This is a genomic window from Desulfuromonas svalbardensis, from assembly GCF_055389415.1.
The window spans coordinates 2,438,491-2,451,548 of sequence record NZ_AP042416.1; the positions used below are offsets into that span (position 1 = coordinate 2,438,491).

14 protein-coding genes are annotated in these 13,058 nt (G+C 43.4%); 9 read left to right on the forward strand and 5 right to left on the reverse strand.

The window, feature by feature from the left end:
- The first annotated feature begins 91 nt into the window (after positions 1 to 91).
- Positions 92 to 520, forward strand: coding sequence for a DUF4079 family protein (locus ACZ5KY_RS10910; RefSeq protein WP_464243927.1), 429 nt, complete (start codon positions 92 to 94; stop codon positions 518 to 520).
- A gap of 51 nt (positions 521 to 571) precedes the next feature.
- On the opposite strand, the gene ACZ5KY_RS10915 is transcribed toward ACZ5KY_RS10910, so the two are convergent.
- Positions 572 to 1,039, reverse strand: a complete 468-nt coding sequence (locus ACZ5KY_RS10915; protein WP_464243928.1) for a PaaI family thioesterase — start codon at positions 1,037 to 1,039, stop codon at positions 572 to 574.
- A gap of 21 nt (positions 1,040 to 1,060) precedes the next feature.
- Positions 1,061 to 2,407, reverse strand: a complete 1,347-nt coding sequence (gene gdhA / locus ACZ5KY_RS10920; RefSeq protein ID WP_464243929.1) for an NADP-specific glutamate dehydrogenase — start codon at positions 2,405 to 2,407, stop codon at positions 1,061 to 1,063.
- Between the two features lie 280 nt (positions 2,408 to 2,687).
- Here gdhA and ACZ5KY_RS10925 point away from each other — a divergent pair, with 280 nt between their 5' ends.
- Positions 2,688 to 3,191: an MgtC/SapB family protein gene (locus ACZ5KY_RS10925; protein WP_464243930.1), complete on the forward strand. Its 504-nt coding sequence runs from the start codon at positions 2,688 to 2,690 to the stop codon at positions 3,189 to 3,191.
- Here ACZ5KY_RS10925 and ACZ5KY_RS10930 read toward each other — a convergent pair.
- The gene (locus ACZ5KY_RS10930; protein ID WP_464243931.1) at positions 3,188 to 5,770 is read right to left on the reverse strand and encodes an amino acid permease; all 2,583 of its coding nucleotides are present in this window, start codon (positions 5,768 to 5,770) and stop codon (positions 3,188 to 3,190) included. The two genes, ACZ5KY_RS10925 and ACZ5KY_RS10930, sit on opposite strands and share 4 nt — an antisense overlap.
- 250 nt (positions 5,771 to 6,020) lie before the next feature.
- On the opposite strand from ACZ5KY_RS10930, the gene ACZ5KY_RS10935 reads away from it, so the two are divergent.
- The 3 genes from ACZ5KY_RS10935 (at position 6,021) to ACZ5KY_RS10945 (ending at position 8,046) form a co-directional block, all read left to right on the forward strand.
- A complete protein-coding gene (locus tag ACZ5KY_RS10935; protein WP_464243932.1) occupies positions 6,021 to 6,365 on the forward strand; it encodes a hypothetical protein in 345 nt (114 codons plus the stop codon).
- An 85-nt stretch (positions 6,366 to 6,450) separates the two neighbouring features.
- On the forward strand, positions 6,451 to 7,107 hold the full coding sequence (trhA, locus tag ACZ5KY_RS10940) for a PAQR family membrane homeostasis protein TrhA (protein WP_464243933.1): 657 nt from the start codon (positions 6,451 to 6,453) through the stop codon (positions 7,105 to 7,107).
- An 18-nt stretch (positions 7,108 to 7,125) separates the two neighbouring features.
- A complete protein-coding gene (locus ACZ5KY_RS10945) occupies positions 7,126 to 8,046 on the forward strand; it encodes an MBL fold metallo-hydrolase (RefSeq protein WP_464243934.1) in 921 nt (306 codons plus the stop codon).
- A gap of 17 nt (positions 8,047 to 8,063) precedes the next feature.
- Here ACZ5KY_RS10945 and ACZ5KY_RS10950 read toward each other — a convergent pair whose 3' ends face one another.
- Complete coding sequence (locus ACZ5KY_RS10950) at positions 8,064 to 9,227, reverse strand: methyltransferase (protein ID WP_464243935.1); 1,164 nt, start codon at positions 9,225 to 9,227, stop codon at positions 8,064 to 8,066.
- A 6-nt stretch (positions 9,228 to 9,233) separates the two neighbouring features.
- Entirely contained in the window at positions 9,234 to 9,788 is a 555-nt protein-coding gene (locus ACZ5KY_RS10955; protein ID WP_464243936.1) for a hypothetical protein, read from the reverse strand.
- A 246-nt stretch (positions 9,789 to 10,034) separates the two neighbouring features.
- Between ACZ5KY_RS10955 and ACZ5KY_RS10960 the strand changes: the two genes are divergently transcribed.
- The 4 genes from ACZ5KY_RS10960 to ACZ5KY_RS10975 all read left to right on the forward strand — a co-directional run bounded on the left by ACZ5KY_RS10960 (position 10,035) and on the right by ACZ5KY_RS10975 (position 13,054).
- Positions 10,035 to 10,442 (forward strand): LEA/WHy family protein, encoded by a 408-nt coding sequence (locus ACZ5KY_RS10960; protein WP_464243937.1) that lies wholly within the window; start codon positions 10,035 to 10,037, stop codon positions 10,440 to 10,442.
- A gap of 82 nt (positions 10,443 to 10,524) precedes the next feature.
- Positions 10,525 to 10,902, forward strand: a complete 378-nt coding sequence (locus tag ACZ5KY_RS10965) for a DUF423 domain-containing protein (RefSeq protein WP_464243938.1) — start codon at positions 10,525 to 10,527, stop codon at positions 10,900 to 10,902.
- Between the two features lie 35 nt (positions 10,903 to 10,937).
- Positions 10,938 to 11,498 carry a methyltransferase family protein gene (locus ACZ5KY_RS10970; protein WP_464243939.1) on the forward strand — a complete coding sequence of 187 codons (561 nt, stop codon included), beginning with the start codon at positions 10,938 to 10,940 and terminating at the stop codon, positions 11,496 to 11,498.
- Between the two features lie 50 nt (positions 11,499 to 11,548).
- Positions 11,549 to 13,054, forward strand: a complete 1,506-nt coding sequence (locus ACZ5KY_RS10975) for a dihydrolipoyl dehydrogenase family protein (RefSeq protein WP_464243940.1) — start codon at positions 11,549 to 11,551, stop codon at positions 13,052 to 13,054.
- The last annotated feature ends 4 nt before the right edge of the window (positions 13,055 to 13,058 follow it).

Here is a 13,058-nt window from a genome sequence, read left to right on the forward strand (position 1 = left end):
GCTTTAAGCCAACGTCAAAGAGGTCATTGCAAATACTTCGATTTAAGGACTGCTCGAAATTTAAACTGACCCTGTAAGGAGGTAGGATTCAATGTTTTTTATTCATCCAATCGTTCAATTCATAGCAGTTTTAATTGCGTTTTATGTTTTAAAGTTGGGTGTTTCAAGGTTTCGCTTTGCCCATTTAAAACAGGAGTCCCGTTTCAAATGGAAGCTGCATGTTCGTTTAGGCATTGCGGCAACAATCATCTGGCTGTTTGGTTTTGTCGGCGGGACAATTGTTGTTAAATCAGGTTGGTATGGTTATATAGCCTCGGGGTTGCACGCAAAAATAGGACTATTGATGATTCCCTTTATCGTTTTTTCTCTGGCATCCGGTGTTTACATGGATAGAAAGAAGAAAAAGCGAACAATACTCCCTCTTGTTCATGCCGGATTAAATAGCGTTATGTTACTGCTTGCTTTGTTACAGATTTATACAGGAGTTGGCGTCTATTTGATACATACAGCAGGACTATAGCTTCGTTGCTCGTCACTTTAGAGGTTCATTATCAGATTGATAGCGCTGTCATCAATCATCCGCTATCTGCGTGTGGTCAACGATCCAATGCTTGGCTTTGGCGCGTACCAACTCACGCTGCTGATCATCATAGACCCGCGCTTCAAAGATAAGTTGCCGCTTATCTTGTTCAACTAATTTGCCAACAATGATGAACGATCCCATTTCGGGACGGATCGGATAACGATATTTGAGTTCGAGTTGGCGGGTGAAGTTGGGTGGAGCGACCAACATGCTCAACGGTCCGATAGTGTTGTCGATGGCAGCGGCAATCATGCCACCTTGTAGTGTGCCATAAGGGTTGAGGTGTTCAGGAAGAATCGGAAAACGAATGGTTAGTGTCGCCTGTTCAGCATCGAAGGCTAATACTTCACCCTGAGTAACGGCAATCACTGGTGGCGGAATCAACAGTGGCAGATTGAGTTCTTTAAGATGATCGATGAGGAGTTGTGTTAAGTCAATAGTCGTTGATGATGTCATTGAGTGTCGTTTCCGTTGTGATCACATAATGCCATAGGCGAGCATCGCATCTGCAACTTTGATAAATCCAGCTATATTTGCCCCTTTAATATAGTCGGTGCGGCCATTGTCGTCGCCATGATCGACACATTTGCGGTGAATGTCGCGCATGATTTGACGTAAGCGCAGTTCCAATTCGTCTTCTCCCCACGACAGCCGAATACTGTTCTGGGTCATCTCCAGACCGGAGATGGCAACACCGCCAGCATTGGATGCTTTACCTGGCGCAAACAACACGTTGGCTGTCTTAAATGCCTGAATCGCTTCCGCTGTCGTCGGCATATTAGCTCCTTCGACCACCGCTTGGCAACCGTTGCTGATCAGTCGTTGAGCATCATCGAGGTTTAGTTCATTTTGCGTTGCACAGGGTATCACCAGATCAGCAGCAACTGTCCACGGTCGTTTACCAGCCTGATAGTCACAGCCTCTTTGTTCCGCATACTCGTGTAGTCGACCTCGCTGTTTGGTTTTGAGTTGAATAATTTCGGTCAACTTTTCTAAACTTAATCCCTCTTTGTCGTAGATAAATCCTGATGAATCGGACAGGGTCAACACTTTAGCGCCCAGTTGTACCAGTTTCCAAGCACAGTAAAGGGCGACATTGCCAGAACCTGACAGTACACAGCGTTGATCCTGTAGAGTACGATCGTGTTGTCGCAACATCTCATCCATAAAGTAAGCGGCACCGTAGCCAGTAGCTTCAGTGCGAATCAAGCTACCGCCGAACTCCAGTGCTTTACCTGTTAATACACCGGTAAACTGATGGCTGAGGCGTTTATACTGACCAAAAAGATAGCTAATTTCACGAGCACCAACGCCGATATCACCAGCGGGGATGTCGCAGTGATCACCGATATACAGCTCAAGTTCAGTCATAAAGGCTTGGCAAAAACGCATCACTTCACGGTCTGATTTCCCCTTGGGATTAAAGTCACTACCACCTTTACCGGCTCCAATCGGCAGGGTGGTCAGACTGTTTTTAAACGTCTGCTCAAAGCCGAGAAACTTGAGAATACTCAGATTGACCGAAGGGTGGAAACGCAAGCCCCCTTTGTAGGGGCCGATAGCATTGTTGAATTGGACTCGGTAACCACGGTTTACCCGAGTGTTACCGAGGTCATCTTCCCAAACAACCCTAAAGATAATCGTACGGTCCGGCTCAGTCATGCGCTGGATGATGCTGTCATTCTGATATTTAGGGTGATCAAGAATATACGGCAGCACCGAACGAGCCACTTCATACACCGCCTGATGAAACTCTGTTTGTCCTTGACTGCGTTTGGTTAGGCCGCGCATGAAATGGCGCAATGATAAATCGTGGTAGGCCATAATAACCTCCTGTGCTTGTTAATAGGGTGACTTCTAGCGCACTTCCTGTTCACAGAAATAAGGTAGAGTAATGGTTGTCGATTTATTATATTTGTTGTGAAATATGAGGCTTATTCGTGCTTATTGTTGTGGGTTGACTCAAGTGTACCTTATCTGGCGAGGGTGTCACTGCTTGCCACGAAAAAACAAATATCCAAATTGACTTGCGTCCATAGTATTATAAATACAGTTGTTAACTGTTGGTCACAGACAAGATCGGTAAAGCGAGGAGTTATGATTTATGACGATACAAGAAATAGTTTCCGTATATCCATTTAGCTGGAGCTCAATTGGTGCAGCCCTTTTTTGCGGCTTTATCATCGGCTTGGAGCGTCAAATGCGCGGCAAACCTGTGGGAATACGAACCTCCTCTTTAATTATTTTGGGTACCTACATGTTTGTGATGATTGCCCAAGTTGTCAGTAACGAAGCGGCTGATCCTTCACGTATTATTGGTTCGGTGGTGACGGGAGTTGGTTTTTTAGGTGCTGGGGTGATGTTGACTCGAGATGGTGTTGTGGTCGGAGTGACCTCAGCAGCAACGATTTGGTCGCTGGCTGCTCTTGGTGTGTGTATTGCTGTTGTTGGTGCACTGGTAGCAATAAAAATGGCGATTGTTGTCATTGGAATTTTGTTTGGCGTAGGCATTTTAGAGTCACGCTCGTTGCTCTTTACCCGTGGTGCTCATGCGCAGTATCGAGAACGCAAGAAGAGGCTGGCGAAAAAAAATAATTTGGATGATTAATCAGCCTTATCGTGGTTTGTGGCAACTTCTGGTTCATTGAGATGGTATTCTTCACGTAATTGTTCAAGTTGGTGTTCTTCGAGTTCGAGTTTTGCTTCAGCTTTTGCTGAACACCGAGTTGCCTTATCGCGTTGTTGGCGTATTGTTGCTAACTCTTTATATGATTTTTTTTCACCATCCTCATCGCCATTCAGTCGAGAGGTTAATAGCTGGTTTAATATCTCCTCTAGCTGGCTATCAAATCCTGCTAACTCTTTATCAATTTTTTCAACGCGTTGTTGTGCTGACTGAAATGAATCTTCAGCTTCGGCTAACAGTCCTGCTGCGCCCGCTTCAGGTTCGGCATCAAGGTCAAATTGTTGGGCGGCGTAAATCAAGGCAGTGCGTGATGGTTTTTCTTGCAAGTTATCGGTGGTATGACCAGCAGAATCGACAATTTTCCCCTCCTTTAAAATCAACGGCAACAGCGTAAGGCTGGCATCACCTGAGTGTTGGTAAATCGTTGCCGTATTGAAGTCTTGAACAATAACCCCTTTAGCATCAATACGTGATTGCATGAGTTCGTGCGTTAAGGTCTCTTGTGAGGCTTCGTCGTTATCATTTTGCTGTGCCATATACACTCGTAGTGTAGCGTGTTGCCAAAATGGCGAGCGAGTTATTAGGTGGCCCAATAGCAGCATTAATGCTCCGCTGTTACTTGGGTGATACCAAATATCAATGCGCCGTTCATCTTCTGGTTGCTCATCGAGGATTAACCAGTCTTTCTCTTGGGCATCAAGCAATACAAGATTGTAGCCTAGACGCAGTGCCACACGCATGTTTTTACTGAAACTTTTAAGTTGTTCGCTGAAAAAGTGTTGAGTGTCGGCACTGTGGTGGTTGAGGACAATGGTGTTTGCCCGTAACGGGCCAATACCAAATGATTGTAATAACAGTGGGTTGCCGATTTCGAACGATGGCGCATTGATTACAAGCGGAAAGGCCTGAACACCACTATTAGCAATATCTTGATAAAGCTCCTTTTCAACTTCGTGTTTAAGGCGAGTCTGTTGTGCGTTATGACCATCAAGGATTCTCACTAACGTGGTTAAGCCACTGTTACCGACGAGCCACGATGAAAATATCAACAGGCGTTGGCGACGCTCTTGGTTGTCAGAATAGGCGAGCACTTGAGGTCGCCAGTCGCGTGAATGTTCTAATTCCTCTGATACATTAAGTAGATGCTCTTGGACTTGTTGTAGGTGGTAGGAGCGCCGACTATCGGCCCAGCGACTTTGCCGTGCTGTGGCTTTTAAATATTGATAGAGGATGAACATAACGGCCACGGCCAATGAGCCAGCTTTCCAATCAATTGCCAGCATAGCGATAAGGCAGATCACTGCTCCAGCTAAACTGGTACGCTGGTGAAACCACTTAAAGCGTGGACGAAACGATGGACTAGCGGCTCGTGCTTCGAAGTAGGTGGCGTAGTTAAGCAATCCGTATGAGATAAGAAAAAACATGGCGACAACGCTTGCAATGACGTTGAGGTTACCGAGACTGATGGTTAGTAAGGCAATGGCAGCAGAAAGTAATACTGCTCGCTGGGGATTATTAGCTTGGCCAACTCCTGTTGCAAATGGATTCAATAGCGGGAACACTTTGTCGGCAGCTAACGCCTGAAGGATACGCGGTGCTCCCAAAAATGAGGCCATCGCCGAGGAGAGAGTGGCGGCAAAAACACCTACGGTAATGAGAAAGGAGAATATGGCAACATGGTTCATAGACTGGTAGTCGTTGATCAATATTTCGCGTGACAGGTTGCTGGCAAAAATGATCGCTGCCGCAAAATAGACCAGAATGGAGATCCCCACAGCGAGAAAGGTTCCCAACGGCAGGCTCTTACCCGGGTTACGTAAATCGCCCGACATGCTTACACCTTGGGTGAATCCGGTTACCGCAGGAAAAAAGACGGCAAACAAGATCCAAAAACTGGGCTGTTGCGGTGCAGGGTCCCAATTAATGTGGAGCAGGCTACTATCCCAATGGATGAAGCCACCGACAAAGAAAGAAAGTAGGGCTAAACACAGAATCACCATTACGCCATATTGAAAACGGGTGGCCAAATCGGCCCCTTGCCACGCCAGAATAAATAATCCTCCAATCGCGATTGCAGCAATAATTTGAGCTGACATCCCTTCGAGTCCAAACATGCTAGCCGAGACTTCACCAAATCCGATACAGTAAAAACCGATTGATATAGATTGCGCTAAAAACAACACTACCCCTAGTGCGCCACCAAATTCGAAGCCGAGAGTGCGCGAGATAAGGTAGTAATCACCACCGCCACGAATAGTCAAATTGGTGGCAATAGCAGAGAGAGAAATGCTGGTTAAAACCGAAATAACGTTGGCAATAAGGAGAATTAGTAGGGTTTGACGTAACCCTGCGGCACCAACGATATAGCCTAAACGCATAAACAAGATAATGCCAAGGATGGTTAGAATGCTCGGAGTGAAAACACCAGCAAACGTCCCTAGCTTCGTTTTATCTTCAACCTCAGCAGTATCTTGTGGCGTATTGGCGGTATCGTTTGTCATTTTATCCTCATCCTATAACGAGCAGTGCAATAACTTGATTCTTTACCTTTATATTATCCAACGGATGCGATTGTGCAATGTTTGGTTTTTGTAGCTAAATAATTGTGTAAATAATCGGTATCTTAGTATAGAAGGCATAAGGTATAATCAGTTATTTACTTCGAATTAAAATTTCGCGTCGTCTGTTTCGTATATTGAAAAACAAGGTAACGTCGGGGTGAACTGAAACCTATTAATAGATGAGATCAGCATGAAAAACAAACTACTACGAATTATTGAAATAATTCAGGATGGCTACCCAGAGCAGCTGTTGGTTGCGTTTAAAACGAAAAAAGTTTTACCGTTAGATCAGCGTATTGACCTAATTGGTCAAGCACGTGATTTTCATCAGAATCGGGCCGATGAACTATGGATCAAAAATGGTAAAAAACGCTCGTCAAAAGAAAAGAGCGCAGCGGCACAAGCCGACTTAGCTCGTTTTATCTTTGGTTGTTTAACGGGCGATGCAAAGGAATACGTTGAGAGTGCAACAGCTGCATTGATCGCCTTAGGTCGGCAGGGAGAAGTAGATTTGATTAAAACTCTAACTCGGTAGTTTTTACCTTTCTTTTACCCCATGATCAAATAAATAGAGCTATGCTGATTCATTGTTATTCACATTGTTGTGAGGAAATATCACCATGAATGGACGAATTGGCTCGGCTCGTTATAGTGCTTGTGAAGAGATTGTTAACGGCGTGACTCATGCGATTGGCATTGTGTTAGCCATTCTAGGTTTATATTTTTTGGTGTCAGTTAGTGTCGGTGATTTAGATACTGTAAGTTACATTATTTTTGGTGTGTCGTTAATTTTCCTTTATAGCTCTTCGACGCTATATCACTGTATTCATCAACCACGAATAAAAGCAATATTGAGGACCTTTGATCATGTGGGCATTCTCTTACTTATTGCTGGAACCTATACGCCTTTCACCTTAATTACACTACGTGGTTCATGGGGATGGTGGCTATTTGGCATTGTTTGGGCTCTAGCTGCGGCTGGAGTGGTCGTCGAGTTAAGCCACCTGCGGCATAAAAAGAAAATATCGATTGGTCTATATGTGTCAATGGGATGGGCCATGGTCGTGGCAGCTAAACCACTTTTTGCTGCATTACCTGATGGCGGGTTATTGTTGTTGTTCTTAGGTGGGTTGGCTTACACAGGTGGCATTGGTTTTTATTTGTGGCGTTCTCTCCCATATCATCATGCTATTTGGCATCTGTTTGTTCTTTCTGGTAGTGTGCTCCATTTTTGTTGTGTCATGTTTTATGTGGTTCCAGTCAATTTATCTGTTTAAAATCGTAGGTGGGAAAATATGAATATCGATCATCTTCATTGTTTCGACTTAGATCAATCTACACTCGAAGGATTTCGTCGCTTCATCAGTTCGTGGTTACTTGTTGAAGATGATTTTACCGTTCTTGTAGATCCGGGTCCGCTATCAACCATTCCAGTGTTGGTCAACGGTTTACGTGAAAAGGGGGTTAAGAAGCTCGATTATATCTTACTGACCCATATCCACATTGATCACGCTGGCGGAACAGGGGAATTGCTAAAGTATTATCCAATGGCACAGGTGATCTGCCACCCTGATGGCATTCGTCATATGATCTCCCCTGAAAAATTGTGGCAAGGCTCGTTACAAGTCCTTGGTGAGATGGCAGAGACTTATGGTGAAATTATTCCGATACCTAGCGATAAGATCTCTTTTACAGAGCGGGTCGGTGACACAGGAATAGAGGTCCACAAAACACCAGGTCACGCTGCGCATCACCTGTGCTTTAAATATGACGATTTGTTGATTGGTGGTGAAATTTGTGGTGTTCATGGCGAGATTGAAGATGGTATTTATATGCGCCCTGCGACGCCACCAAGATTTATGCAAGATGTCGCGATCGATTCAATCGACCGCATGATCGGCTTAAACCCACGTTACTTAATCATTGCCCATCACGGTTTGGTGGAACCTGCCGTGCGCTATTTAGAGATTGGTCGTCAGCAACTTATCTTATGGGTACAAGCAGTAGCGGCAACAGCAGCGTGTGATCATAAAACACGTCAGCAGGCCATTTATGATTGGTTGATAGAGCGCGATGAGGTGTTTAAGAATATTGATCAATTGGATGCTGACCTCTATGCGCGCGAACGCTATTTCATGGGTAACTCGCTACGCGGCATGATCGATTACTTTGACAATTTGACACCAGAACAACAGCGTACGTTACGCACTTCGTAATCGTAGAAATCTCCACATTAGTGATGTGAAGATCGCTTACGAGCTTTCAATAAAACAAACTTCTGATTACTGGCAACGGTTTCACAGTTACCAAATAAGCGTTTAAGCTTCGTGTGGTAGCCTAAATGACGATTTCCAATCACCCAAAGTTCTCCATTGTTGCGGAGAATCTTTTTTGATTCCGTGAACATCTGCCATGCGACATGATCACCTACAGCGGTGTTTTGATGAAACGGAGGGTTGTTTAAGGTGAGATCAATTGAGTTTGTTTCAAAGTTAGTTAGGCAGTCGGTGACCAAAAACTCGGCAGAGCCTTTTTCACCATTGTCACATGTATCTATCGCATGTTCATAGTTCGTGCGCGCCGAAGCAACAGCCATATACGATTCATCGACAAACTTCAGTTTCGCCCCTGGGTTTTTCAACGCATAAACCACTCCGAGTAAACCATTGCCACAGCCTAAATCAATGACATCTTTGACGTTGGAATTACTAGGCATATTCTCTAGGAAAAAGCGGGTACCAATATCTAACTTTTGCCGTGAAAAAACATTAGCATGATTAACCACCGTGATGTTGTAGTCATCAAGTTGATATGATTTAGGGTAGGGTGTTGTGTCACCTTTAAGTGATGTATCAACGTGTGAAAAAACAAGCCGCGCTTTTTTACGCGCTAAAGATGTTGTTGTTGGACCAATGATTGATTCAAAAAGTTGAAGTGTTGATCGATGAACAGTTTTAACCATACCTGCTGCGATGATGATCGTTTCAGCAGTAATATGTTTTTTAATTCTGTAAAGTTGATCCTCGAGCAATGCTTGGTTTTTCGGTAACTTAAAGAGGATAATATCATACACAGAATTAAGTATTTCAGTGCTGTCAATAAACGAAACAGTGTGCTTGTCACCAATATTATGTAAGCTGTTTTGTTGGATACTTTGCTGCGAAAGATATGAGTCACCAAAAATGTCTGGTGAAAAGTGCGAAAGGGGCACTGCTAGTGCCCCAAAGCTATCATTAACAATTAACACCCGTTGTTCACTGTCTAGAAGTTGATTGTCAAATAAATGGTCTAATATATATTCATCTGCTGCATCCCAAGCGCGTAGTGGATCGTTGTTGCGAAGGGGGTAGCGGTTTAAGTCAAACGTTGCACCATTAATTTTAAGTTGTTCTGTCATCAGTTGTTAAAGTCCGACCTCTTGGCCGCTCCAGTCTTGTAGCATGGTTTGAATTGCATCTTTTGTTGCGTAAGAAATTTCAGGTAGCGTTCCACCCCAAGCTTCTTCAGCCTGCGCAAATCCATCAGCAATACCCGATACGATAGCATCAAGACGTGATGGATCATTACCCGCCATACCAACAGCAAAATCAAAAATACGCTGTGCGGTATTTTCAACACCAAAGTAACCGTCATCACTAACGAGTTCAGTTGCTTCTTCAGGTGTTAAGGAATTAAGGTTGATGTCACCATCGCCTGTGACAACAAGTGTGGCAACGCCTTGTTCCTTTAAATTTGCTGCAAACAGGTCACGAAGCAGGGTGAATGTTGACCCCAGTTCAGCATCTTTAACTGCCGCCGTGTAGGTTCCCGCATCTATGGGCTGATTACCAAGGGTTACTTTATCTGTCTGTGTTGTTTCGTCTGTTTTTGGATTTTGTTTTTGGACTTTTTGTTCCAACAACTGCCGTGCTTCAGCTTTGAAGTTTTCAATTGAAGATGTTCCGATGGAGTCAATCATGACGCTCTCCCTCCGTGGTGAGTGTTATTGATTTATGGACAAATGATTTTGGTGTCCTTTTCTGCCCCTGATTTTCCATAATCAGGTATAATCACTGACATATTTATAAAAACGTCACTGTTGGTCAATGGCTTTAATCTCTCATTGTGACAAACAGTTTGTCGATTTCGCAAAGGATACACCATGACTTATCGTCTGATTGTGCGAATAACTTTAGTTTTTTCTTTATTCTTGTCAGGTTGTACCATGTTTCATTCTGACTATGAAACACCCTCGGTGCATGTCACAACATTTAAAGCGTTGCCCACACAAGGGATCGCACCGCGCTTTGAAATTGGTTTGCACGTAATCAACCCTAATCGTCAAGCGCTTGAACTTGATGGACTTCACTACATAATTGAGATTGAGGGTCACCGAATCTTGGAAGGCGTTTCCAATCAACTACCCGTTATTGCAGCATACGGTGAAGGGGATGTTACTCTTGAAGCGTCTGCGAATATCATTAACAGCTTGCGTCTGCTCACCGATTTAAGCCAACAGCAGCGCGACCATTTTAAATATGAAATCAACGTCAAGCTTGATGTCGGTGCATTGCGACCTCGTTTAAAAGTAATAAAAGAGGGCGAAATTTCGTTAATGTCACTAACTCGTTAATTGATTGAAACAACTTGGTGTTTCAATCATGATTTTTATCTGTAATTCTTTATATATCTAAAGTAACTGTTTGGGGAGCCGTATGAAAGTCTTTATCGTACTTGGTAGTCTTAATGCGTTTATTTCGGTTGCGCTTGGTGCGTTTGGTGCTCATGGATTACGTTATAAGGTGACACCAGAATTGCTGGTGACATGGGAAAAAGCGGTTGATTATCAGATGTATCATGCGCTGGCTCTTTTGATTATTGCTTTATCTATTAAACTTTGGCCTGATGTCCGCCGTGTACGGACTGCTGGTTTTTTGTTGTTTGTTGGCATACTCCTTTTTTCAGGAAGTTTATATGCCTTGGTGTTAACTGAAATACGTATATTGGGTATCATTACCCCTATTGGTGGTGTTGCATTTTTGTGGGGGTGGATTTTATTTGGTTTATCTGCTCGTGATTTTAGTGACTACTAAACAACTGTTAACGACCGAATAAAAGGACTTACCAGGTGGATTCACTTATCATTCGAACCATTATATTTTTTATATTAACCCTCTTTTTCGTCGTTGTGTCACGGCGCGCCCTTCTTAATCCCCGTTCTCATGGTTTCTATCGTTTTTTTGCTTTTGAAGGTATTGCGTTTTTAGTCCTAAAAAATCACCCTGTATGGTTCAAGCAGCCCTTTTCTTTGCTTCAATGCTTATCATGGTTGTGTTTATTTTTATCAATCATATTAGTTGTGCGTGGATTGAATATATTACGAACATTAGGGGGGAATCTGACACGGCATGCTAACCCTGAAAACTTGACCTTTGAAAATACTCAACACCTCGTACAAGATGGTTTATACCGCCACATTCGACACCCGATGTATACATCACTTTTGTTGCTCGCATGGGGAGCTTTTTTTAAGCAGATCTCAGTCGATACAATAGGGGCCGTTGTCTTTGTTAGTTTGTGTCTGTATTTAACAGCGAAGGTGGAGGAAACCGAAAATATTAAATTTTTTGGTCCACAATATGTTGAATATAAACGAAGTTCTAAAATGTTTTTACCCTTTATTTTTTAACTAAAAATGCTTTTTTATATTTTCATGAATGACCCTACGGAGTGAATGCAATGTCTGAATTGAAAACAGAATATGATCTATGTGTTCTTGGCTGTGGGCCTGGCGGGTTTGCTGGTGCAATGCGTGCGTTTGATTTTGGCAAACACGTCTGCATTATTGAGGTTGCTGAAATTGGTGGCGCTGGAGTCAAATGGGGCGCATTAGCTTCAAAAACCATGTGGGAGTTGTCAAAGGATTACGATGTCGCTGCACGGAGTGATCGTGGTTATAAGGTTGATAACATTACGGTTGATTTTGAGCAGGTTATGGGGACGGTTAATCAGGCTGTTAAAGAACGGCAATATCAGATGTTGTCACAACTTGAGACTTTCTCGCCACGTCGTTGGCAAGGGGAGGGGTCGATCACCTTTATTTCAGGTTGGGCTTCTTTTTTAGACCGCAAATCAATCAGTGTACGTAACGAATCAGGCGAAGTGCAAACAGTTCGAGCTAAAAATTTTCTGATAGCGACGGGAAGTCGTCCTCGAGCGTATCCTGGCATTATGACAGATCAGAAGCGCATATTAGATTCAAATGGTGTGTTATCACTCAAAGAATTCCCTAAACGTTTGTTGGTTGTTGGAGCCGGAGTTGTAGGTTGTGAATACGCCACAATTTTCTCAAACTTTGATCAAACACAAGTTCATTTGGTTGATCATAAAAAGTGTGTCCTGCCTTATGAAGATACGGATGTCAGTTGCTTTGTCCAAAAACGTTTAGAACAGGATGGTGTGTTTTTACATCAAGAAGCCTCACTAAAAGACATTGTTAAGAAGCCCGACCATTTAGAGGTCATACTTGATTACCCAAGCGGCAATAGTGAAATTGTCGAAGTGGATACAGTATTAATTTCTGTTGGTCGGCGGCCGAACCTACAATATCTTGACCTCGATAAAATAGGCATTGATGTAACTGACAATGGTTTTTTAACTACAACAGACGAATGTCGTGTTGATGGCAATATCTTTGCTTGTGGTGACGCAACATGTCATCCAAACCTTGTTAATATTGCTGAAATGGAAGCTCGTATGGCAGCAAAGGTGATGTTTGGCCATGCGACGTTCCATCTTAATTATCGTAACATGTCGGCGATCATGTTTTTGAATCCATCGGTTGCAACGGTTGGCTTAAGTGAGCAGCAATGTCAGAAAAATGGGTTAAATTATCGGGTCGCCTATATGACCAATGAGATCATGAGTCGACCGATTGCTATGCGCTCCACCAAGGGCTTTATTAAGATCATGGTGACCGATGATGCCGATATGAAGATCCTTGGCATGAGGGCCGCGGGGCCGCAAGTTTCGAATATTGTTATGTCGATTGCTCATTTCATGGATCATGATAAGGGCGCTGCTGATGTGTTACGTTCTGTTTATCCACATCCGAGTGTTTCTGAAACGACACAAGAGTGCTTGAGGTTGTTGATTGGTAAATCAATTTATAAGGCACATGCTTTTCCTCAATTTATGCGAGTTAAATGCTGGAACCCACAAACTGGTTATACTGATTGCGCTTAATCTT